This is a genomic window from Flavobacterium sp. SORGH_AS_0622 (genome assembly GCF_030818825.1).
Lineage (GTDB): Bacteria > Bacteroidota > Bacteroidia > Flavobacteriales > Flavobacteriaceae > Flavobacterium.
In genome coordinates, this window is record NZ_JAUTAX010000001.1 from 1,127,436 (window position 1) to 1,148,159 (window position 20,724).

A 20,724-nucleotide genomic window follows, 5' to 3' on the forward strand; every position below is an offset into this window, starting at 1 on the left:
AGTTAAAGCGCTATATTGCAGCAGGCTGTAAATGTTATAAAGTTATCATATCTTCATTTTATGTCTTGGCAGATTGATTTCATGCTCCTGAGGATAGGGAAGCCTTTCGGTCGTGCTGACATCTTCGCGGATAAGCTCCTGTGTCCTGTACTGGTCTTTGGAATCCATATAGCGGGGATCGGGAATAAACGGCATTTTTGCCATTTTATGAATGGTAATGGTTGGAAAATGGTAATCAATTTCCACTGTCCCAAGCAGCAGGTAACAGCCTCCGCCTTTAAATGGGTACTGCACAAGCGAGTCAGGAAAATGAGCCGTGTCAAAATATGCCCCCTCATTATCGATCCAGGTGCCGAAATACATATTGCCTTTTTTTGTCGGGACCTGTTTGGTGGAAATCAAATAGGCGAGCATCCGAACCTGTTTTTTATGGCAGGACGGAAGGTCGCGTACTTTTACATCCCCGCGGTGTTTTGTTTGGAGCAGATCAAAGACCGTACAGGAAATAGGGAAGCTCAGAAGCTCGATTTCATCAAATGCATCTTCAAATAATGACCTTTCAAGTGTAGGGAGTTTATATTCTTTTACCGGTTCCTGCAGCAGCATCGGTGTCCTGTTCTCCGGCTTGAAATTATTTAAAAGCAGGCTTGCAATTACCAGCAGCTGGTTTTTAGTTTTTCCGGTAAAGCGGAATGCACCGATGAAAATCAGGATCTTTACGCTTTCAATTCCCATGGGAATTCGGTTAATAAAGTCTTCCAGGGAGATAAAATCCCCATTTCTGCTGCGTTCAGATTCTATAAACTGTGCCATTTTTGAGTCCAGGCTCATCAGGTGCATAAAACCAAGATATACATCATTTCCATAAAGGGTGGTCTCAAAAGTACTTTTGTTCACGCATGGATTATGGATTACCGCCCCTGCCATCCTTGCCTCATGCACATATATTTCCAGCCTGTAAAAACCTCCTTGGTTGTTGATTACCGCCACCATGAATTCTATAGGGTAGTGGACCTTTAAGTAAAGGCTCTGGTAGCTTTCAACCGCATAGGAAGCAGAGTGCGCCTTACAGAAGGAGTAACCGGCAAAGGATTCTATCTGGCGGTATATTTCCTCGCTGAGCTGGCGCGGATGTCCTTTCTTTTCACAGCAGGCAAAGAAATTCTCTTTCACTTTCTGCAGTGCAGCTTTAGATCTCCCTTTTCCTGACATAGCACGGCGGAGAATGTCGCCGTCTGCAGCTGGAAGCCCGCCGTAGTGAAGGGCAATTTTAATGACATCCTCCTGATAAACCATAATGCCGTAGGTCTCCCCAAGCTGCTGCTGAAACACCGGGTGGAAGTATTCAAATTTTGACGGATGATTATGGCGGAATATGTATTCCTTCATCATACCGGACTGTGCCACACCAGGGCGAATTATAGAGGAGGCCGCAACAAGAGTTTTATAGTTGTCGCATTTTAACCTTCTGAGCAGTCCGCGCATGGCAGGGCTCTCAATGTAGAAACAGCCAATTGTTTTTCCCTGTGCCAGATAGGAATTAGCGGCAGCTTCATTTTTTGATAATGAAGTATCACGAATGTTGATACGTATCCCCCTGTTTTTTTCGATCAGTTTTACGCTCTCATCGATATGTCCGATGCCGCGCTGGCTCAAAATGTCAAATTTTTCAAAGCCGATATCTTCTGCCACGTGCATGTCAAAGAGCGCAATTGGAAATCCCTTTGGAGGCATTTCAAGGGGCGTGTAATTAGTGATAGGCTCTTCAGAAATCAAAATGCCGCAGGAATGCATGCTTCTCTGGTTGGGATATTTCTCCAGCATCATACCGTATTCCTGCACGAATTTTACAATTGAATTTGACTCATGGAATTTCATCGGATTTTTAGCAAGCATATCGAGTTCCTCTTTAGGAAGGCCGAATACTTTTCCGACTTCCCTGAAAATAGAACGGTATTTGAATTCGACATTGGTGCCGCAAAAGGCCACATGTTCATAAGTATAACGGTTAAAGATATATTCCAGAATAACATCGCGTTCCTTCCAGCTCCAGTCGATATCAAAATCGGGCGGGCTTTTGCGGTTTTCATTTAAAAAACGTTCAAAATATAAATCCAGTTCCAAAGGACAGATATCTGTTATGCCCAGACAGTAGGCCACAATGCTGTTGGCGCCGCTTCCCCTGCCGATATGCAGAAAACCCTGGCTGTTGCTGAAACGGATGATATCCCACGTAATCAGAAAGTAGCCGCTGAATTCCAGCTGGCTTATTACCTTGAGTTCTTTTTCCATTCTCTCCCTTGCCCGAATGTTTTTTACACCGTAGCGCCATACAAGTCCCTGTTTAGCCAGAGAGGTAAGAAGGTCGATATCGCTTTTTCTGTTATTGGTGTAGTATTTTTTATTTTTGGGTGTCTGGAAATCATAGCTAAAATTACAGGAATCAATAATTTTCTGCGTATTTTGGATGATCTGTGGATATTCTTTGTAAAATTCCAAAAGCTCATCAAGCGGCATCATCTTATCGCAAGTGCTGCAGGTATCCCCGGTTTCCAGTCGGGAGAGGATTACATTACGGTCAATAGCGCGCAGGATGCGATGAAGGTTGTATTCCTTTTTGGTACGGAAAGTAACCGGCTGAAGGATAACCATATCTGCAGTGCGCTTTCTCCATTGGGAGAGCACCAGCTTCTGCAGCTGGTCGGGACGGATTCCTATGTATTCATTATGGCGCAGCTCATCAGGCGCATTCTCCATAGGGTAGATTACGAAAACATCCGAAAAAAAAGGCGCCGTTTCAGGAAGCGGTTTCTTTTCAAAATTATGTGCTGTCAAAAATCGGTTCATCTGGGCGAGCCCGGTGGCGTTTTGGGCAAGCCCTATATAGCGAAGCTGAAATTCCGAGCGGAATTCCATCCCTACAATAGGTTTGATGCCTGCCTTGCTGCACTGCTTAATAAAATCGTAAATTCCTGTTACCGTGTTAATATCGGTAAGTGCCATCGCGGTGACCCCGCAGGCTGCAGCCTGGGGCACGAGCTCGTCCAGCGGTATGGTTCCATAACGCAGGGAATGAAAAGAGTGGCAGTTGAGATACATGGCTTCTCAGGGTTTACGTTTTAGGATTTCATTTTTAGTGTTGGGCTTGAAAGATGCGCCTGCGCACCGCATTACCGCATCAAAGCCGTACCGGCTTTTCATGCGGTCCATTGCCTGATAGAGGGCAAGCATTTCTTCTGTATCCTGAAAAAGATCAATCTGATAGGTGCCCCTGACCAGTCCGCTGAAACGTATACCGATAAGGCGCAGGCGCATTCGGCGCTGGTAGAGTTTATCAAAGAGTTCCTGAACTGTCTTAGTCAGTATGTGATCCGCTGAGGTGTACTGTACCCGGCACTGTTTGGTTTCGGTATCAAAGTTGGCATACCTGATTTTAACCGTGACCGTTGAGGTCAGCCACTCTTCCGAACGCAGCTGAAAAGCGAGTTTTTCAACCATTCCCAAAAGCACCCTGTTGAGTTTAGGGATGTCAATGGTATCTTGGGAGAAAGTATGTTCGGTGGAAATGGATTTCCGCTCCGTGTAAGGTTCAACGGGATTGTTGTCAATGCCGTTAGCCTTTTTCCAGAGTTCAATTCCGTTTTTTCCGATCATCTGCATCAGCACGTCAGCGGGCATTTCTGCAAGTGTGCGGATGGTGCGGATCCCAATCCTTGAGAGCAGCTGGAAGGTCTGTTCGCCGACCATCGGGATTTTGCGGATCGAAAGCGGATTTAAAAAAGACTGCACCAGATGCTCCGGGATTTCAAGGTTCTGTTTCTGCTTTCCTTCACCTGTCCCTATTTTGGATACCGTTTTGTTTATTGAAAGTGCAAAGGTGAGGGGCAGTCCTGTTTCTTTTGTGATACGCTGCGCCAGCTCATTGGTCCATTTGTAGCTGCCGTAAAATTTGTCCATTCCGGTGATGTCGAGATAAAACTCGTCAATACTAGCCTTTTCTACTACGGGCGCTTTTTCCTGGATTATCTCAGTAATGTCGTGGGAAAGCCTGGAATACAATTCCATGTCGCCTTTCATGATTTTGGCCTGCGGGCACAATTTCATGGCCATGTGAATGGGCATGGCGGACCGCACGCCGAATTTTCTGGCCTCGTAGGAACACGAAGCCACAACCCCTCTTTCTCCACCGCCTATGATCAGCGGAATACCGTTAAGTTCAGAATTGGTGAGTCTTTCGCAGGAAACGAAAAACGTGTTCATGTCGATGTGTACAATTGCCCTTGTCATAATTTCTACCCGTTTATACCCATCAAAATTAGTAACAGATAATAACATTTTTAAAATATATAATGTTATAAATAGTAACAAAATTCTAAAATCCTTATTTTGCAGGGGATTTGAAAAGCATTTTTTTACAGCCAAAAATGATTATTCAGAATTTACGCATCGTCAATTTAAATGAGATTTTTTTTGAAAAGAGTGAAGTCAGTATATGTTTATAAGGAGTGAAAATTCCGCAGTTAAATTCACTTATCCTTTTGTCATATTTATGTTAAATATAAAATTAATGACTATCTTGTAAGTAATTTGCGTATATTTGTAAGCTATCAATTGCTCCACGGATATAATTCGATTGTTTATCGATTTTCAAGTGCTTGTATATTTATAAAAAGCTTTTGCAGATTTTTAGATTCTAGTCTTCTGTAACTGCATAAATTTCTAAGCTATGTTACAACAAAAGAATTCTCATAAGATTATTTTTCACGCAGATGATGATGAGGACGACAGAATGCTTTTTATGGATGCGGTCACTGAGCTCAATCTGCCCATTAAAGTGCAACAGTCCGAAGACGGGCAGAAGCTTTTAGACTGCCTGTACAGTCCCCAGTTAGAAATTCCAGAAATTGTATTTCTTGATATTAATATGCCCGGTAAAAGCGGTTTTGAATGTCTTGAAGAAATACGAAATGCAGAAGATCCTTTGAAACAGATGAAAATAATTATGCTTTCAACAAGCAGCAATATTGAAAATGTTGAGCTCTCTTTTGAATTAGGAGCCGATTTTTACGCCGTTAAGCCCAGTACATTTCATGGACTTAAAAGTCTTCTTGCAGAAATCCTCACATTGGAGTGGAATGCCTCCTGGAATAAAAAGCAGTTTTTCCTTACTTGAAATAAAAATAAATTTAGAATTCAAAAAAAGCCGTGCATCATATTTGCAGGGCTTTTTTTTTTGAGTAAAATACTTATAGCTTATGAGGTGATTCAGTTTGTGCAGGAGCTTTTTCAGCAGACTGTCCGGCGGCAGCTTCTTCTGTTTTCTGCACGGCATCCTGCTGGGCTGTTTTTTTCATAAGGATATAAAAGTCTCTCAGATGCCACCATGCCGGGCACATGTCTAGCGGCCCATTAAAGGTGCGTATTCCTGTGTAACAGCTTTTTAGGAAAAGCTGCGAGTCTGTGATTTTGGCCCATGGCTTCCAGTCAACCTGCAAAGGCGGGGGACTGCTTTCAAAGTATCGTTTAATTTCTTCCGGATTCATAAGGCAAAATTAATTTAAAATCATTTTTTGAGCAAAGTTTCAGCAATAGAAGAACATGATACTTTAAAAAATTGCTTTGCTGCTAAAAAGTAATTTTTGAATTAATTGATGTAAATTTATATGGACTAAAAAATCTCTTAACATTTAAAATTTTTATGAATTATGTACGACCTTAACCGATTCATTGAAGCCCAGAATAAAACGTATGATGATGCGCTTAAAGAAATCCAGAATGGTAACAAACAGTCACATTGGATGTGGTTTATATTTCCGCAGATAAAAGGGCTGGGTTTTACGGATTACAATATATTTTATGGTATTGAGAACCTTCATGAAGCACAGCAGTATTACGATCATCCCGTGCTGGGAAAAAGGCTTGTTGAGATTACAAATGCACTGCTAGAGATCGATAACAAAAGCGCACTTGCAATTATGGGAAGACCGGACGAAAGAAAACTGAGATCCTGTATGACTTTATTCAGCCTTCTGCCCAATGCATCTCCCTGTTTTTTACATGTGCTTAAGAAATACTATGATGGAGAAAGGGATGATAGAACTATTGAAATCCTTGGACTTCAATAAAAAAAAACTTCTTCCGACAGTCCAGATATTTAAAAAGGAAATCAAAATACTACGTGTAAGCTGTTTAATTTTTCTTCTTAATAATGAGATGTTTCAGATGGCGGCTCTCGGAAATACGGTCCATTTCACATTCAGAAAGTTCATGGATTTCCTCTCTGATCATGGTATAATTCCTGTTCACCTGTGCATTGTCCAGATTACGGATTGGTTCAATTTCCTTGTAGTTGTCCATTTCCTGCCTAAGAGCATTATGGTCGTTTAAAACCTCGCAGTGGAATGTCTTAAGCTCAATTTTACAGTCAGGATTATCGGCAGTCATGCCTACAAATTCCCCTGAACTCAGTGATGCTATTTTTGATGCCGGCACTGCGGATTCCAATTGTCTGGAACGGCTTATCGAGGTATCGGAACTGTTAATAGAAAGACTTTCGCGGTCCTGCATTATTTTTCCGAAACGCTCGGAGAGCTGTTTAGCAGTATCTCCGGTAACCTGTCCTGAGACAATATTTCCAGTAATGTTCATAATCACGTCTGCCTGCTCACGGCCGTAATCCTTTTTGAGCTGGCTTAGGTCCTGTATACCTAAAGTTGTACTTACCTTATTGCTCCGGGCAGTAGCAATAAGACTGTCGATATTGTTTAAATAAACAGTCGGAAATTCATCAAAAATAAGACTGCTTTTAAGCTTATCTTTCCGATTTGCCAGCTTTATAAGCCTGCTGATATAGAGTGAAAGGACTGCCCCGTAGGTTTGGATTTTCTGCGGATTATTTCCCATGCAGACAATTTTAGGAGCATCAGGATTGTTTATGTCAAGGGTAAAATCATTTCCGGAAAGCACATAATAGAGCTGGGGAGAAGAAAGCCTTGCCATTGAAATTTTAGCAGATGCGATCTGTCCCTCAAGCTGCTCTGATGCATTATTTAAAAATGCACTGACAAATGGATTGATCAGCACTTCAATTTCTTTTTCAGAACGCAGTAAAGTAAAAAGAATTTTATAATCCAGCTGCATGAGTTCAATTACATGGGGCAGGGTACAGAATTCACCCTCGTTGAATTTTCTGAGATACCAGATTACTGCAGTGAGAAAATTAATTGGGGACTCAACGAAAAAGTCGCCCTGTTTTTTGATCCATTCTCGGTTAAGCCCCAGGAGAATTGTCCGGGCAGATTCTGCTGCATCGGTAATGTCTGTCATGGAAGTGGGGTCGAGCGGATTGCACCTGTGGGTGCGGGTTAGATCGTCAAAATTAATGACATAAAACTGCGGCATTATTTTATACAAATGTCGGTATTTTAGATAGGTATTGTACACGATTTTGGTCAGGTCATCATACTTAAAATCATAAACAAACATACTAAAGCCCTTAGCGATATGCTGGGTAATGATGTGACGTATAACAAAATAAGATTTCCCCGATCCAGGTGACCCGCAGACCAGAATTCCCCTAAAAGGATTTATGATATTAATCCAGTTTTTTCGGATCTTATCGCGAAGATAATATCGGGCAGGAAGATTAACGGAATACTCATTCTCAAGAAGTCTTTCCTCCTGAGGAAAGGTCTCATTTTCCTTGTTGAAGATATCACGCGAGTTTAAACTTCTCCTTATAATTCTTGTCAATAATGTGCCTGCAGTAATGATAAAAAGCAATCCCAAAGATGTTGTTACTACATAGAGCAGAAAAACAATTTGTAAATTGTACTGGACCTGCAAAATAAACCAGCTGGCAAAATAAAAAAACATTCCTGCAATGAGAAATATCAGGGCCGTTTTCAGTTTTAGTTTTTCGTCTTTTCTTCCTTTTGCCCCCAACAGAGATATAAAAACAAATAGGAGTGCTAGCAGCTTTGATTTGTGAAAAAAACTGAATAATCCCGCTTTATAAATATTTTCAAGGATTTTATCGCTGAATTGTGACACAAGACCAATCTGCCTACAAACCTGATAGCCGTAATAATAAAAATGAATTCCTAAAAGTATGATGCCGATTAGGCGCGTCATGTCTAAAATTTTTCTCAGTGCCTGTTCATTTTCCCCTGTGTTCATAACTGTAAAATTTAATTGATTAATTATTGGAAAGACCTTTCCTTTTTCTGTTTTTCTTTTTTCTTTTGAATTCTTTCGGGATATGACCGGAGTAAAATTCTTTTTCAGTGAGTATTTGTATGAGCTCCTGCAGATCAGTTCCAGAAATTTTCTTTAAGTCGAGTATTTCCTGTATTTCCAAAAGTGTTTTTATTTCGGGAGAAAGCGATTTGTTTTTAATTTCATTTTCTGTAACACTGCAATTCTTTGAGATTGCTGCAGCAGAGAATTCTTTTCCAAGCTCACTTCCGTTGCAGACATGTTTTGTAATATGGTCAACATAGGTAAGACCGTATAAAAATCCTTCGGCTGAGAGGCGTTTTACCATAGAGATCCCCATCTTATCCAATTCAGATTCCAGCTGGGACAGGTCAGGTTTATTATCATGGAAAATATTCCTGATGACATTTTTAATACGGGTACCGGGTCTGGAATTTTTTAGTTTATTTTCTTCAAACTTTTTCTCCAGAAATTTAAGCGTGGGTTCGTTGTAAAAATCACTTGCTTTAATCGGTACCCCAGTATATTTTCCATCGCTGTTCAATATCCGGTAAATAAGTCCGCCTGCTTTAAATGTTCTTGATTTTTCCGAACCTCGACCAGCAGAAACATTATAAAGATTAAGCACCGCATTGAGCTGTGCAAGACTTTTAAACTGATAATTGTCCAGTACAAAATCAAGCACCCTTGAAACAGCTTTTTTTGACTGTATTTTACCATATTGTATGCCAACTGTATCAATAGGTTTGAGCTCATTGTATATTTCTTTTTCTCTGCCCTGCGCCTTTATAAGATTAAAATCTTTTTCAATTTTTATCCTTGCTGCTTCAGACTGATTTCTGCCGATATTCTGCATATCAATTCTTTTACCGTCCGACTTTACTTTTATTGTAACTATGTGAATGTGCGGATGTGCCGCATCGAAATGCTGATATACTAAATAAGGCTGCTCTCCAAATCCGATTTCGGACATATAATTTTGGGCAATATCCATTAATTTTTGAGCGTTCAGGTCTTTTTCCGAAGGATGAAAATTGAGCGAAATATGCACACTTCCCCGTTTCACGTTTTCGTTTAATTCAAGCTGACTGACCAGTTGATTTACTTTAAATGCTGAGGTCATTTTATCATGGTCGGCGGGATAATTTTCAGCACCGATACATTGTGCTGCACCTTCAGACACCTTGCTTTCATTATAATGAAAAACGCGGCGTACTGACTGTCCTGTATTAATTACGGCAACCATTTTTCAATGAGTTTGAGCATGGATATTTTGATGGATTCAATGGATTCAAACAACTTGTTTTTATCTTCCAGTGATGACAGAATCCAGTTTTGAAATTCAGAATTTTGCTGCAGTGAGTGAAGTTTTTTTACTGACTGGTTATAATTATTTCCAATGGCATTGAGTTCTGTTCTCAGCCTTGATATTTCTAAGACCAAATCATCGACGGACTGATTACGATACTTTAAAACAATAGGTTTTCCAAGCAGATTTTTTCGGGCATAATCACTTAGTTTTGGGCAGAGGGATTTTTCAAATTCAGTTTGTAATAGTTTCATTTCATCAGGTGTCAAACGCAGATGAATCCATCTGGTCCGGTTGGTGTTTTTCTCTTTCATTTTGTATCCTTTTCATTTCTAACACAGTTTCAAATCCTAAAAAATCTCTGCCAGCGAGTTCCGAGCGAATGGGCAGCCAGATATCGGTTGTGATACAACCGGACATCTGGCCGACTGCAAATAAAACAGCAGGCTTTCAGCTTTTTTGAAAGTTTTCAAAACGTTTAATGATAAAATCCACTTTTGAATTCTGGTAAACATTTAAAAAAAACTGGTAAACCTAAACGAAGTTAACTAACAAGATTGGAATAAGCCTATGACAAGTATATTATACTTATCAAACTCTGAAGGTGTATTTCTATCTTTATCATGTTGATTATTAATTTAAAACGGTGAAATTATGAGTGAGAAAAATGTTGCAGCCATGGTATTTGATACTATCCTAAGTATCCCTGGCATGAATGAAATGGTGAGAATGGATTTGAAGATTTCACGTAAAAATGTATTACTGTTGAGTCATTTAATCGAGAAGGGACTATTGGTTGAAAAGGAAGAATCGAGCCTTCTTGGAAACATTACAGCAGAAGGATTTGAAGAGCTTAAAAACTTGTCACAGGAATGTCTACAGAAAGCCGGTCTGGTGGAACTAAATAACAAACTTTTAAGTTTCAGCCAGCCAGGTTGAGAATAATTTTATTAATAAGAATGTGAAAATGCTTTATGGATGCTATGCATTTATAAAGCATTTCTATTATAAAAACGTTCTTAGATAAAATTGCCCGTTTTGGAAACTTATTGGCTTGTTTTTGACATGTTGCGCATGAAATTTCTGATTTACATTTGTTTAGATTTTGTGATCGTTTTTGTTTCATCTTATTTAATTATTATGTATATCAAACCTCAAATACGGAATATCATCATCGAATCTATTTGTATGCTTTTTGTGTTGCTGTTTGTATATGCGGCTACAAGTAAGCTGCTGGATTTTCAACATTTCAGAATCGAATTGGGACAGTCCCCTCTGTTAAGTGCTTTTGCAGATTGGTTCGCTGTGATGGTTCCTTTAGTAGAATTTATAATTTGCATTCTGTTGGTAGTTCCAAAGTACAGGCAAATAGGTCTTTTCTTGGCCTATGGAATAATGGTAATGTTTACTGCGTATATTTTTATAATTCTACATTATACCTCATTTGTGCCCTGTTCCTGTGGCGGTGTTCTGGAAAAGCTTGACTGGAAATCGCATCTGATTTTTAATCTGGTATTTGTAATTCTTGGATTTTTGGGAGTTCTGCTTTACAATGAAAGTATCAAAATGAAATTTCATTTTATGAAAAAAAGAAGGCTCATTAGATTATTATCTCTCATAACAATAAGCAGTTTTTGCGTAGTATCAGTATTGTTTATGCTTTCTGAAAATGTTATTCATTACTATAATAAACTCACCAGACGTTTTCCGCATTCTCCCGTTAGTAAGGAAACGTCTTTAGATCTAAAATTGAACTCTTTCTACTTTGCGGGAGTCGACAGTTTACATATATACTTGGGAAATATAACAGCACCTCTAATGGTAACGACATTAAATACAGATTTAATTAATATCAATTCAAAAATGATAGATTTAAATCGCAAAGATCTTCCGTTCAGAGGTGTTAAAATAAGCGTACGAAGTCCGTTTTTTTTTGTGACCGATGGTACTGTTCCATGTGTTTTCAGGGGAAAAACCAGCGACTGGAAAGCTGTACTTATCCACAGTAATGGTGAATATTTTGGAACTGCATTAGCCCTAGATTCGGCAGCAATCGCAGTGGAGACTTATAGTAAAACGACAGGTGACAAAATCCTAGGTGTAATAAGTATTGGGAAGCAAGGTAGAACCATCTTAAACCCAGAAATCCTTCAAAAGCAATTTGACGGTGTATTTGATACGGATGGACAGCTTCTTTATAGTGAAGGGATTGATAAAATAATCTATCTGTATGCGTATCGAAATCAATTTACCATTGCGGATAGAAATTTAAAAATTACATCAAGAGGCACTACAATCGATACTATAACGCAGGCTAAATTAAATATTGCTAAAGATACAAAACACCAGCAGAGACAGTTTTCAAGTCCACCGCAGTTTGTAAATAAAAGCTCTAGTGTATATAAAAATTTACTCTTTGTAAACTCTGCAGTTCCCGGCAAATATGAAGATGACAGAATGTGGAAGCGGTCTAGTATTATAGATGTTTATGACTTCGAGGCGAAAAGCTATCTACTAAGTTTCACAATTCAGAATTTTGAAGGCCATAAAATGAAAAGTTTTATAGTTTATAACGATAAGATTTATGTTTTGATTGGCAATAAAATAGACTGTTATAAGATCGATTCGCAGATTATCTCCAAATATAAAAACAACACATACAGACAATCTACTGGCCAGTAGCAGGGTTTTGATCGAAAACCTGTAAAAAAGAGTAGATCACTAATTATTAAATACTATTATTATGAAATCAAATGTTTTAAAAACCGTACTGCCGATAGCAGTAATCGCCTTTGGACTTGCAAGTGCCGCCAGCACTAGTTCGTTAGGTAAAAGTTCGAAATCTGTAACTCAGATGGGTTATAAGCGTATTAACAATCCTTTTCAATGTATTGCTGTACAGAACTGTAATGAGTTACAAGGTTATGATTGTAAAGCCCCAGATGGAGTAACGCAATTATATTCTGATGGTGCAAGTTGTAATGTTCCGCTTAAAAGAAATACTCCGAATTAACGAAGCGGAAAAATAGTGCCGCCGCCTATATTGATAGGCGGCGGTATATTTAATCTGATCAACGATTAAAATCGCTCTGCATCCACTCTTGTTTTCTGCCGTTTTTCAGGTAGTAATCGAACCACTGCATGATGCGGACATTCAAATCGATCTGGTTTTCTTTGCCATATAATTCATGTCCTTCCTGAGGATAAACCAACAGAGTGTGTTCCTTATTGAGTCGTCTCATCGCAAGATAAAATTCCATGCTTTGCATAGAAAAAACCGTCTTATCTTCTTCACCAGTCCATCCTAAAAGTGGCGTTGTTATTTTTTCTGCCATTAGTACCGGAGAGTTGTGCAGATAAGCAGACATATCTTGGTACAATGATTTGCCTATTCTCAGCTGATGATTTTCAGTTCTAAAGAAATCAGGTCTTCTGAATGAAGGGCCGACATATAGATAAGTACTTACCAGATCACTACATGCGGCACCCGCAACAGCTGCGGCAAATCTACCAGTTTGTGTAATTATGAGATTGGTTTCATAGCCTCCGAAGGAATGTCCGACAATTCCTATTTTATCAGATTCAATATCTCCCTTTGCAACTGCGGCATCTACCGCAGAGAGTACGCTTTTTGTGACAGATTTGCGTAAGTCTCCAAAATTATAAACAATGTCTGGTAGCAAAACAAAGTAACCCTGAGCGTTATAATTTGTGACATTGAATCCTGCCCCTAATAATAAAGACGGATTTTGATAGTCATTTAGAAATGAATACTGGCTTTCATAAACATGAAGGACCATAGGATATTTTTTTCCTTTTTCATACCCTGCGGGGTAGAACAAAATACCTTTTACTTTTTTGTCGTAGACTGTATAATCTATACGTTCATTTCTGCCCCATAAAAAATGCTTCTGCTGGGAGTTGCTTTGAAATATTTCTTTGGCTTTTCTGTTATAAAGCATTAGTCTGGGAGCGTTTACAAAATTTTGGTCGATATATATATATACGTTTTTCTTTTCAGCTTTAATAACCTGCGTAATCTTTCGGTTGACCCACACATATTCTTTAAGACCTGACTGCTGATCCCAGTAGGCCAGACCTGTTTCCCCAGTCTCTCCATTGGACGATGTAATTAGAAATCCTTGACTGAGATCAAACAGATATTTTCTGTAATGTGTGCTATCGTAATACATTTTATCATCAAAAGTTTTAATTCTGTATTTCTTCTGCATTTCTCTTCCTTTAGTCAGCCTCGTAGTTACTTTACCGTCAAACGAAATGAGCCAGATATCAAATCTGTCGTACAGTATCACTTCATTATTTTTTGTCCAGCCTGCAAGACCATGATAAGCTTCTTCTGCGGGCATATCAAGGTCTTCTATAAAGAATGAACTTGATAAGCTAGAGGTCAGACATGTACTCTTTTTTCGGACTACATCGTAAATCCACCACTGTCCTTCTTTTGCATAGCACAGGTGCTTCCCGTCAGGTGACCCTTCGGGTGCAGTGTCTGGAAAATAATGCGCAGTAACAAGCTCCTTTTTTCCATCTTTTAGATCCAAGGCGTATAAATCATACGGACAGTTCTGTCTGGTCTGCGGTTCATATGCAAAAGGGTCATAAATAAAAACATTCTTGTAATCGGCGCTCAGAAAACCGCCAGATAGTTCCTGTGTGGTTATTTGGCGTACGCTGCTGTTTTTAACATCCCACACCGCCATTTTGTCCACCCACTTGGGAAATGGCATATATTTTTTAAAATCAGTAAGAAGCTTATCTTTTGCATTCCAAATCTGCACTCCATTTGAGTTGTTTTCCTGAGACTCAGCAAGGGGTTCTTTGAGCCAGAAGAACACCTTTGATCCATCCAGAGATGGGATAGGGTTTCTGTATATTTCACTGGAAATTTTCATGCCGGCAGGAAAACCTTGCGTACTATCGGGATCTAGTCTGCTGAGCCTATCTTTTTTTATTTCGAAATTGTAAAGCAAAGGATTTTCGGGCTTGTTTTCAATAAATGCAACAGACTCTTCCTTCCATATCAGGTTCTGAAAAGAATTTGAATGATTTTTAGTAATCTGTTTACAGACAACAGATTCCTTAAAAAGAAGCATCGAAATGCCATATTTGTTATTATCTTCAGTTGCATAAAAAACCCCATTTAAGGAAGGATCAAAAACATAGCTAGTGATTTGTGATCCAGTAAAGAGACTTTTACCTGTTCTGTCTAAGACCTCCAGAGAAAATTTCTGATCAGAGGACTTAAAAATGATAGCAACAAATTTCTGATTTTTTGAAAACTTAAAGCTAACGGCCATATCTCTCTTTAAAATTTTCTGAGTTTTAAGATCCATCAGCCTTAGTGTATCCTTAGAAATACAGGCAAAATCAAGTTCTCCGTTAAAACTGCCTTCTCTGCCGAGCGGAAAGGCTTTTTTTTTATGATTCAAAGTGTGCTGTACAAAAAGCGTATCGGTCTGCTGATAGCCATATCGCAATCTGTAACTTGTCCAGTTACCAAATTCCGATATTTTATCAGTAGTAAGAAAACTCCATAATTTGTAATCATCAAATGTAATCATACGTTTTTGGTTAGCCTGCCCCGTTGCACGGGGACAGATTACTAACCAAAAAATGAAACAGGCAATCCTGCAAAAGCAAATTTTATTTAAGATATTAATATTCGTCATTCTGGGTAAGATTTGGATTTAGCAATAGTTCAGATTGAGGAAGAGGTAGTACTCTGCAGCTAGTTTTCCACTTAGGTTTTTTCTGAGAAAGAACGCCATCGAGCCTGCCAGTTCTTTTAAGGTCAAAAAAGCGATGACCGAATTCTGAAAATAATTCAAGACGGCGTTCCTCCAGTACGGCGTCAATTAATTGCTGCGCCGTTTCCGCAGAAGTATTTGCAAGTCCGGCAAGATTTCTGATTTTATTCAGATCTTCTTTTGCACCGATAAGGTCGCCGGAATGCGCACGGCTTTCAGCCCTGATCAGGTATTGTTCTGCCGTCCTAAGCACTATTGAGTATTCTACAGATGATGGGGTAGCAGATTGCTGTTTATATTTATTGGCATGATACCATGTTGAGGTTCCGTCTGTGACTGATTTAAGCCAATTCTTTTTACGAAGATCAGCATCACTAAATGCGTTTATCAATTCCGATGTAACAGCCGCGTTGGGAGGCGGACCCTGAAGGAAAATAAAGTTATTCCCTTCGTAAGTGTTGGAACCTGCCGAGGACGGCATCAGCTGCCATATTGTTGAGGCGCTTTCTTTTAAAAAAATGCCTTCATTTGACTGAGGCCATTTGTACAAATCGGACTGGTTTATGACAGCGGAAGCATTATCTGACGATTCCTCCCAAAGTTCCATGTAAAGGCATATCCTTGACAGTAGCGCCTTAGCGGCAAATTTATTGGGGCGCACCCGGTCGCTACCGATGTAGTCAGCAGTAAGAAGTCCGACAGCGTCCTCAAGATCTTTTTTTATCAGACCATAAACCTCGGTTTCAGGCATTCGTGAAACGATGCTGTTTGTTTTGTAATTTGTACTGTTTATAAAGGGTACAGGTCCAAAAGAGTTCACTAGATAAAAATGAATTATTGCCCTAACAAAAAGTGCTTCGCCGGTAAGCTGTCTCTTATCAGTAGCGCTTAAAGATGCTGATCCGGCAACTCCTTCAAGGACTGCATTGGCACCATAAATCTGATTATAACTGCTGTTCCATAGGTCCGCAATCTCTGTACCGGACGCAAAGAGCGTGTTATTATAAAAATTGGACTGAGGCGTGCCCGAAAGCCCGTAAAATTGCTGTTCATCGGTGTACAGTCCCAGCAGAGCAGAGAGTCCGGCCCTGTTCCCTGTTAGCAGTCCGTTTTCTCTTATTTGTGAATAAATATTTGTCATGGCCGCATCAGCTGTTCCTTTATCTTCAAATACCGATTCAGAGGAAAGCTGAGACTTCGGAAGATCTATGTCTGTGAAGTTAGTGCATGATACAATCAGACCTGCATAGGCAGCAACCATTACAAGACGGATTTTTTTTGAATTTATTGTTTTCATCTTGGGTAGGATTAAAAAGTTATCTGAATACTAGTTGTGTAAATACGCAGAGGTGGCAGGTATCCTGTATTCTTAAATTCAGGATCTATTCCTTTGTATTTGGTAAAAGTGAGCACATTCTGCCCCTGCAGGCTCAGCCTGCAGGTCAGTTTTTTTGTCCATTCATTGGGAAGGCTGTAAGAGAGCGAAATGTTTTTTAAACGAACAAAAGAAGCATCGCTAATTGCGGCATCACTCTGTAGTAATCTGCTGTTGGCCACGCTTCGGTTGCCATTACTGTCGCTGTACCCCTGATACGGGCCTGCATCTCCGGGATTCTCCCAATGGGAGAGGACTCCTGAGGGCTGGTTATACATTGTGCCCGGCATTGGATTTCCTGAATTCTCATTAAAGTTTTCCTGTCTGACAAACTGAAACAGAAAATCAAACTCAAGATTTCTGTACTGAAATGTATTCTGGAGTCCGCCATAAAATTTCGGATTCAGATTTTTTATGGTTTGTTTATCATCTGCGGGATTCAGTACATCGTCGCCGTTTACATCTTCAAATTGGTAAACTCCCGTTAATGGATCAAGACCTGTATAATGGTAAACTTTTTGAATATTCAGAGGCTGTCCAATAACATACTGGTTTGTGTAGGTTGAACCTTCAAGTCCGGGAAAAGATATCAATTGATTTCTGGCACTGGTAAAGTTGAAATTTGTAATCCAACTAAATACACTGTTTTTGAAATTTAGAGTTCTCAGGGTAATTTCAAACCCTTGATTCTGTACCACAGCATTGAGATTAGCTTGTATCGACTGAAAACCGGTTGTGCCGGGAAGCGGTATTCCTATCAATTGGTTTGAAGAACGATTCCTAAACCATATGGCTGTCAGAAAAAGTCTATCTTTAAAAAAGCCGGTTTCAATTGCTGCTTCAAGTTTTTTGTTTACCTCCCACCCAAAATTGGGGTTAAAAAGTCTGTTAGGCTGAATGCCTGAAATTCCCTGATAATTATAACCCGATGATCCATAGCTATCCAGATACTGGTAGTCGCCAATTTGATCACTGCCGCTTGTGCCATAACTGGCGCGGAATTTTCCAAAGCTTAGAAAAGAAAGTTTTTCCTTAATGGTTTCTTCCTCACTAAATACCCATGCCATTCCAGCGGCACCAAAGTCGGCAAACTGTCTGCCCGGACCAAAACGGCTGGAGCCATCGCGTCTGCCAGTGATGTTAACTATATATTTGCCTTCCCAGTTAAAGTTTATCCTTGTAAAAATAGAATTATATCTATAGAGGTTTTCATCGCTGTTTAATACTCCTGTTCTTGAGGCGGATGCGGCATTTTCCAAAAGATGGTTGTTAGAAAATCCCATCGCATAGCTCACTAGATTATCACCTTTCAGCTGCTGGAAAGTAGTTCCCACTAGGGCTTCCAACGCAGCTTTTCCAAAATTGTTCTTCCATACCAACTGTGGCTCTGCAATCCATGAATTCCTGTTTATATTGTTGGTAAAAACAGAAGAGAAGCTACTAGTCAGTCCGTATGCGGGATTATACAATGTAGATGGTTGGAGGTTATGCTGCTGCTGATTCAGATTTGTATATCCAAAACTGCTCCTAATGCTGAATCCTGCGGCTATGTCATAGGAAAGCAGTGCATTTACTATTATATCATTAGTGTCTCCTTTGGTCTTTCCCTCAAGTGTGGCCAGCGGATTGTCAAAGGTATTGTTTTCCCAGTTGAGGTTTCCTGATGCATCATACAGGGCAGGAGCATTGGGAGGAAGCATAGCTGCGGTCGTGCTTAAATCGGAGGAAGGAAGCGTACTAAACTGCACACTATAAAGCGCCGAGAATGCAAGGCTGAATTTTTTATCCTGTGATTCGTGATTAAGGCTGAGATGGCCGCCTGACTTCACGTAATCAAAACTTCCCGGGAATACTGTCGTTTCTCTATGATAATTTCCTCCTAAAAGAAATCGGGTCTGCTGCGAACCACCGGAAAGTGATGTCTGTATGTGGGTATACTCGGAGGTTCCTCCAATAAGTTCTTTCTGCCAGTCTGTATCTCTGTTCTGGTCCCAAGCTCCGTTTACATCATAAGCCCAGGCAGGATAGCTGGTCACATAGTCATTTGCGAAAGCTTCTCTACGCATGGCGAGATAATCAGGTGTAGAAAGCACATCTTTATATCTGGTGACACGTCCAAGACCATAATCGTATTGGGCAGAAAAGGATGTCCGGCCGGATTTTCCTTTTTTGGTTGTAATTAATACAACTCCGTTGGCGCCACGCGAGCCATAAATTGAAGTGGCATCTGCATCCTTCAATACTTCTATGGATTCTATATCCGATGGATTGATGCTGTTCAGCGGACTGTTTTGGGATGGCATGTTTGTGGACGTGTAGCCGCTGCCGACACTTTGGGAAGAGTAGGGCACTCCGTCAATAATATAAAGGGGGTCATTGCCATCGTATCTAAGACTGTTTTGTCCCCTAATTTGAATTGAAAACCCGCCGCCCGGCATTCCTGTGTTCTGGGTGATGTTTACTCCTGCCATCCGTCCCTGCATTGTTCCCAGAACGTTTGCAACAGGCTGGGTTTCTATATCCTTTGAGGTAATCCGGGCAATACTCCCCGTTCGGTCTCTTTCCTTTACGGAATAATAACCAGCATTTACCCGGACCTCCTGTAATGTTGTAGTATCATACTCCAGTTTAATGTTGATTTCAACTCTATTATTTACAGGTACTACCTTAGTTTTGAATCCTATAAGAGATACGAAAAGAGTATCATCGGGACTAGCCGAAATATTGAATTGTCCATTGTAATCGGTAATGGCGCCATTTTTATTGCCTTTTACGACAATTGTAACTCCCGGAAGTGGAAAATTTCCGTCCGTTACTATTCCTTGTACGCGATGTTGTTGACAAATAAGAGTAAAATGCCGTGAAGAATTTACGGCAAACGAAGACGAAAAAGTGAACAGAATTGCCGTAAAAATTAGGCAATAAAGTGCTTTTCCATCCTTGTAAAATGAAAAATAATTCATAATATTGGATTGGTTAGTTAAATAGAAGTTTGATTAGCTAAGGTTCTCTGCTCTAGTTTGGTCGCTGCAGCAGGGAACCATTTTTTATGCATTAAGTAACTAACTTAATGACATAAATGAAGTGTTGTTTTCTCAATAGTTTGTTAGTTTTTGTTTAAAATTATACAATGGCGAACTAACTCAAAATTTGAAAGAAGTGCTATGAATTACTGAGTTTGGTAAAAAAATGGCATGGAACTCAGCTTAAATCGACTTAAAGGTACTGGTATACCCGCACACGAAATAAGTGAGCCCACGCCAATGACGTGAGCATCTTACTTATCATCCCGTGTGCAAAAATTACCAGTTTTATAAGTCGGGATTCAAAGCGAATGCTTCAAATATTTTAATGAAGTATCGCAAATATATGGATTCAGTTACAAATATAACAAAAAAAAGTAAAACTGGCACTATCGTGCTAATAAAAATGAAGAATAATTTTTTTATTTGTTAATATGTCGGAGAAGTCAAGTATAAATAGCAATTCAACTACGAAAGAAGAGCTAGCAAAAGTTTTTTTGCTAGATAAGTTAGTATGCAATTTTATTAATGACGAATGGATTTTAGAAGACAAATCAAATTTGTCCCAAAGCCAAGAGCTTGGTATTCACCCACATGTTTTAAGAAAGATTAGAGAAAACGACGGTTACCGTATACCAATGTCAACTTTAGCAATAATGTGTTTTTATAAAAAAATAAAATTATCAGAATTTTTTACATCAATCGAAAGTAAGTATGCAGGAAGGATAAATGACGATTTTATTAAAAAGACTAAAAAATAAAAAATCCCATTAATTTAATGGGATTCAAATTGTTTATTTATTTCTTAGACTCCTCGATAGAAACTTTTCTAAACTCTTTTAAAAGTTTTTCAATTTCCAATGAAGATTTTCGAGCTCTTGCTCCAGCTGCTTTTACTCCTTTTTCTGATAACGATTCAGATTCTGTTTTAAAATTTTCAATCTCTGCGTGTATCTTCGCTACTAAATCTTTCATACTACAATTTTTAAATTAAGTTGGCAAATATATTAATTTGTCTAAATTTATAAATCA

16 protein-coding genes are annotated in these 20,724 nt (G+C 39.4%); 6 read left to right on the forward strand and 10 right to left on the reverse strand.

What is annotated here, in order from left to right; all coding sequences use genetic code 11:
• Window positions 1-45 precede the first annotated feature (45 nt).
• Together QE431_RS04840 and dinB are read right to left on the reverse strand one after the other, a co-directional pair.
• On the reverse strand, window positions 46-3,099 hold the full coding sequence (locus QE431_RS04840) for a DNA polymerase III subunit alpha (RefSeq protein WP_307293188.1): 3,054 nt from the start codon (window positions 3,097-3,099) through the stop codon (window positions 46-48).
• Between the two features lie 6 nt (window positions 3,100-3,105).
• Window positions 3,106-4,287: a DNA polymerase IV gene (dinB, locus tag QE431_RS04845; RefSeq protein ID WP_307300510.1), complete on the reverse strand. Its 1,182-nt coding sequence runs from the start codon at window positions 4,285-4,287 to the stop codon at window positions 3,106-3,108.
• A 439-nt stretch (window positions 4,288-4,726) separates the two neighbouring features.
• On the opposite strand from dinB, the gene QE431_RS04850 reads away from it, so the two are divergent.
• On the forward strand, window positions 4,727-5,173 hold the full coding sequence (locus QE431_RS04850; RefSeq protein WP_307293191.1) for a response regulator: 447 nt from the start codon (window positions 4,727-4,729) through the stop codon (window positions 5,171-5,173).
• A gap of 73 nt (window positions 5,174-5,246) precedes the next feature.
• Here the strand turns inward: QE431_RS04850 and QE431_RS04855 are convergent, their stop codons facing one another.
• Window positions 5,247-5,543, reverse strand: a complete 297-nt coding sequence (locus tag QE431_RS04855; RefSeq protein WP_307293193.1) for a hypothetical protein — start codon at window positions 5,541-5,543, stop codon at window positions 5,247-5,249.
• A 162-nt stretch (window positions 5,544-5,705) separates the two neighbouring features.
• Here QE431_RS04855 and QE431_RS04860 point away from each other — a divergent pair, with 162 nt between their 5' ends.
• Window positions 5,706-6,125 carry a DUF1810 domain-containing protein gene (locus QE431_RS04860; protein WP_307293196.1) on the forward strand — a complete coding sequence of 140 codons (420 nt, stop codon included), beginning with the start codon at window positions 5,706-5,708 and terminating at the stop codon, window positions 6,123-6,125.
• A gap of 64 nt (window positions 6,126-6,189) precedes the next feature.
• On the opposite strand, the gene mobC is transcribed toward QE431_RS04860, so the two are convergent.
• From mobC to QE431_RS04875, 3 genes are read right to left on the reverse strand one after another with little or no spacing between them, the layout of a single operon-like run.
• On the reverse strand, window positions 6,190-8,178 hold the full coding sequence (gene mobC, locus QE431_RS04865; RefSeq protein WP_307293200.1) for a conjugal transfer protein MobC: 1,989 nt from the start codon (window positions 8,176-8,178) through the stop codon (window positions 6,190-6,192).
• 19 nt (window positions 8,179-8,197) lie between these two features.
• Complete coding sequence (locus QE431_RS04870) at window positions 8,198-9,463, reverse strand: relaxase/mobilization nuclease domain-containing protein (RefSeq protein ID WP_307293202.1); 1,266 nt, start codon at window positions 9,461-9,463, stop codon at window positions 8,198-8,200.
• Window positions 9,451-9,840 (reverse strand): plasmid mobilization relaxosome protein MobC, encoded by a 390-nt coding sequence (locus tag QE431_RS04875; RefSeq protein ID WP_307293205.1) that lies wholly within the window; start codon window positions 9,838-9,840, stop codon window positions 9,451-9,453. The genes QE431_RS04870 and QE431_RS04875 overlap by 13 nt, the downstream gene beginning before the upstream one ends.
• Before the next feature lie 340 nt (window positions 9,841-10,180).
• Here QE431_RS04875 and QE431_RS04880 point away from each other — a divergent pair, with 340 nt between their 5' ends.
• The 3 genes from QE431_RS04880 (at window position 10,181) to QE431_RS04890 (ending at window position 12,539) form a co-directional block, all read left to right on the forward strand.
• Window positions 10,181-10,465 carry a hypothetical protein gene (locus QE431_RS04880; protein ID WP_307293208.1) on the forward strand — a complete coding sequence of 95 codons (285 nt, stop codon included), beginning with the start codon at window positions 10,181-10,183 and terminating at the stop codon, window positions 10,463-10,465.
• Window positions 10,466-10,600: 135 nt separating this feature from the next.
• A complete protein-coding gene (locus QE431_RS04885; RefSeq protein WP_307293211.1) occupies window positions 10,601-12,208 on the forward strand; it encodes a DoxX family protein in 1,608 nt (535 codons plus the stop codon).
• A 61-nt stretch (window positions 12,209-12,269) separates the two neighbouring features.
• Window positions 12,270-12,539 carry a DUF6520 family protein gene (locus tag QE431_RS04890; RefSeq protein WP_307293214.1) on the forward strand — a complete coding sequence of 90 codons (270 nt, stop codon included), beginning with the start codon at window positions 12,270-12,272 and terminating at the stop codon, window positions 12,537-12,539.
• Window positions 12,540-12,597: 58 nt separating this feature from the next.
• Here the strand turns inward: QE431_RS04890 and QE431_RS04895 are convergent, their stop codons facing one another.
• From QE431_RS04895 to QE431_RS04905, 3 genes are all read right to left on the reverse strand, one after another.
• Window positions 12,598-15,108: a prolyl oligopeptidase family serine peptidase gene (locus QE431_RS04895; RefSeq protein WP_307293217.1), complete on the reverse strand. Its 2,511-nt coding sequence runs from the start codon at window positions 15,106-15,108 to the stop codon at window positions 12,598-12,600.
• 94 nt (window positions 15,109-15,202) lie between these two features.
• Window positions 15,203-16,591: a RagB/SusD family nutrient uptake outer membrane protein gene (locus QE431_RS04900; protein WP_307293220.1), complete on the reverse strand. Its 1,389-nt coding sequence runs from the start codon at window positions 16,589-16,591 to the stop codon at window positions 15,203-15,205.
• A gap of 11 nt (window positions 16,592-16,602) precedes the next feature.
• Entirely contained in the window at window positions 16,603-19,632 is a 3,030-nt protein-coding gene (locus QE431_RS04905; protein ID WP_307293223.1) for a SusC/RagA family TonB-linked outer membrane protein, read from the reverse strand.
• A 494-nt stretch (window positions 19,633-20,126) separates the two neighbouring features.
• Between QE431_RS04905 and QE431_RS04910 the strand changes: the two genes are divergently transcribed.
• Window positions 20,127-20,453, forward strand: a complete 327-nt coding sequence (locus tag QE431_RS04910; protein ID WP_307293226.1) for a hypothetical protein — start codon at window positions 20,127-20,129, stop codon at window positions 20,451-20,453.
• Between the two features lie 37 nt (window positions 20,454-20,490).
• Here QE431_RS04910 and QE431_RS04915 read toward each other — a convergent pair whose 3' ends face one another.
• Window positions 20,491-20,667, reverse strand: coding sequence for a histone H1 (locus tag QE431_RS04915; RefSeq protein ID WP_307293229.1), 177 nt, complete (start codon window positions 20,665-20,667; stop codon window positions 20,491-20,493).
• Window positions 20,668-20,724 lie beyond the last annotated feature (57 nt).

Excerpts from the sequence above, each read along its gene's own strand:
- mobC (WP_307293200.1), bottom strand. The coding sequence starts at position 8,178 with ATGAACACAGGGGAAAATGAACAGGCACTGAGAAAAATTTTAGACATG.
- QE431_RS04905 (WP_307293223.1), bottom strand. The coding sequence starts at position 19,632 with ATGAATTATTTTTCATTTTACAAGGATGGAAAAGCACTTTATTGCCTA.
- QE431_RS04855 (WP_307293193.1), bottom strand. The coding sequence starts at position 5,543 with ATGAATCCGGAAGAAATTAAACGATACTTTGAAAGCAGTCCCCCGCCT.
- QE431_RS04910 (WP_307293226.1), top strand. The coding sequence starts at position 20,127 with ATGTCGGAGAAGTCAAGTATAAATAGCAATTCAACTACGAAAGAAGAG.
- dinB (WP_307300510.1), bottom strand. The coding sequence starts at position 4,287 with ATGACAAGGGCAATTGTACACATCGACATGAACACGTTTTTCGTTTCC.
- QE431_RS04890 (WP_307293214.1), top strand. The coding sequence starts at position 12,270 with ATGAAATCAAATGTTTTAAAAACCGTACTGCCGATAGCAGTAATCGCC.
- QE431_RS04895 (WP_307293217.1), bottom strand. The coding sequence starts at position 15,108 with ATGATTACATTTGATGATTACAAATTATGGAGTTTTCTTACTACTGAT.
- QE431_RS04840 (WP_307293188.1), bottom strand. The coding sequence starts at position 3,099 with ATGTATCTCAACTGCCACTCTTTTCATTCCCTGCGTTATGGAACCATA.
- QE431_RS04885 (WP_307293211.1), top strand. The coding sequence starts at position 10,601 with ATGAAATTTCTGATTTACATTTGTTTAGATTTTGTGATCGTTTTTGTT.
- QE431_RS04850 (WP_307293191.1), top strand. The coding sequence starts at position 4,727 with ATGTTACAACAAAAGAATTCTCATAAGATTATTTTTCACGCAGATGAT.
- QE431_RS04900 (WP_307293220.1), bottom strand. The coding sequence starts at position 16,591 with ATGAAAACAATAAATTCAAAAAAAATCCGTCTTGTAATGGTTGCTGCC.
- QE431_RS04870 (WP_307293202.1), bottom strand. The coding sequence starts at position 9,463 with ATGGTTGCCGTAATTAATACAGGACAGTCAGTACGCCGCGTTTTTCAT.
- QE431_RS04860 (WP_307293196.1), top strand. The coding sequence starts at position 5,706 with ATGTACGACCTTAACCGATTCATTGAAGCCCAGAATAAAACGTATGAT.
- QE431_RS04880 (WP_307293208.1), top strand. The coding sequence starts at position 10,181 with ATGAGTGAGAAAAATGTTGCAGCCATGGTATTTGATACTATCCTAAGT.
- QE431_RS04915 (WP_307293229.1), bottom strand. The coding sequence starts at position 20,667 with ATGAAAGATTTAGTAGCGAAGATACACGCAGAGATTGAAAATTTTAAA.
- QE431_RS04875 (WP_307293205.1), bottom strand. The coding sequence starts at position 9,840 with ATGAAAGAGAAAAACACCAACCGGACCAGATGGATTCATCTGCGTTTG.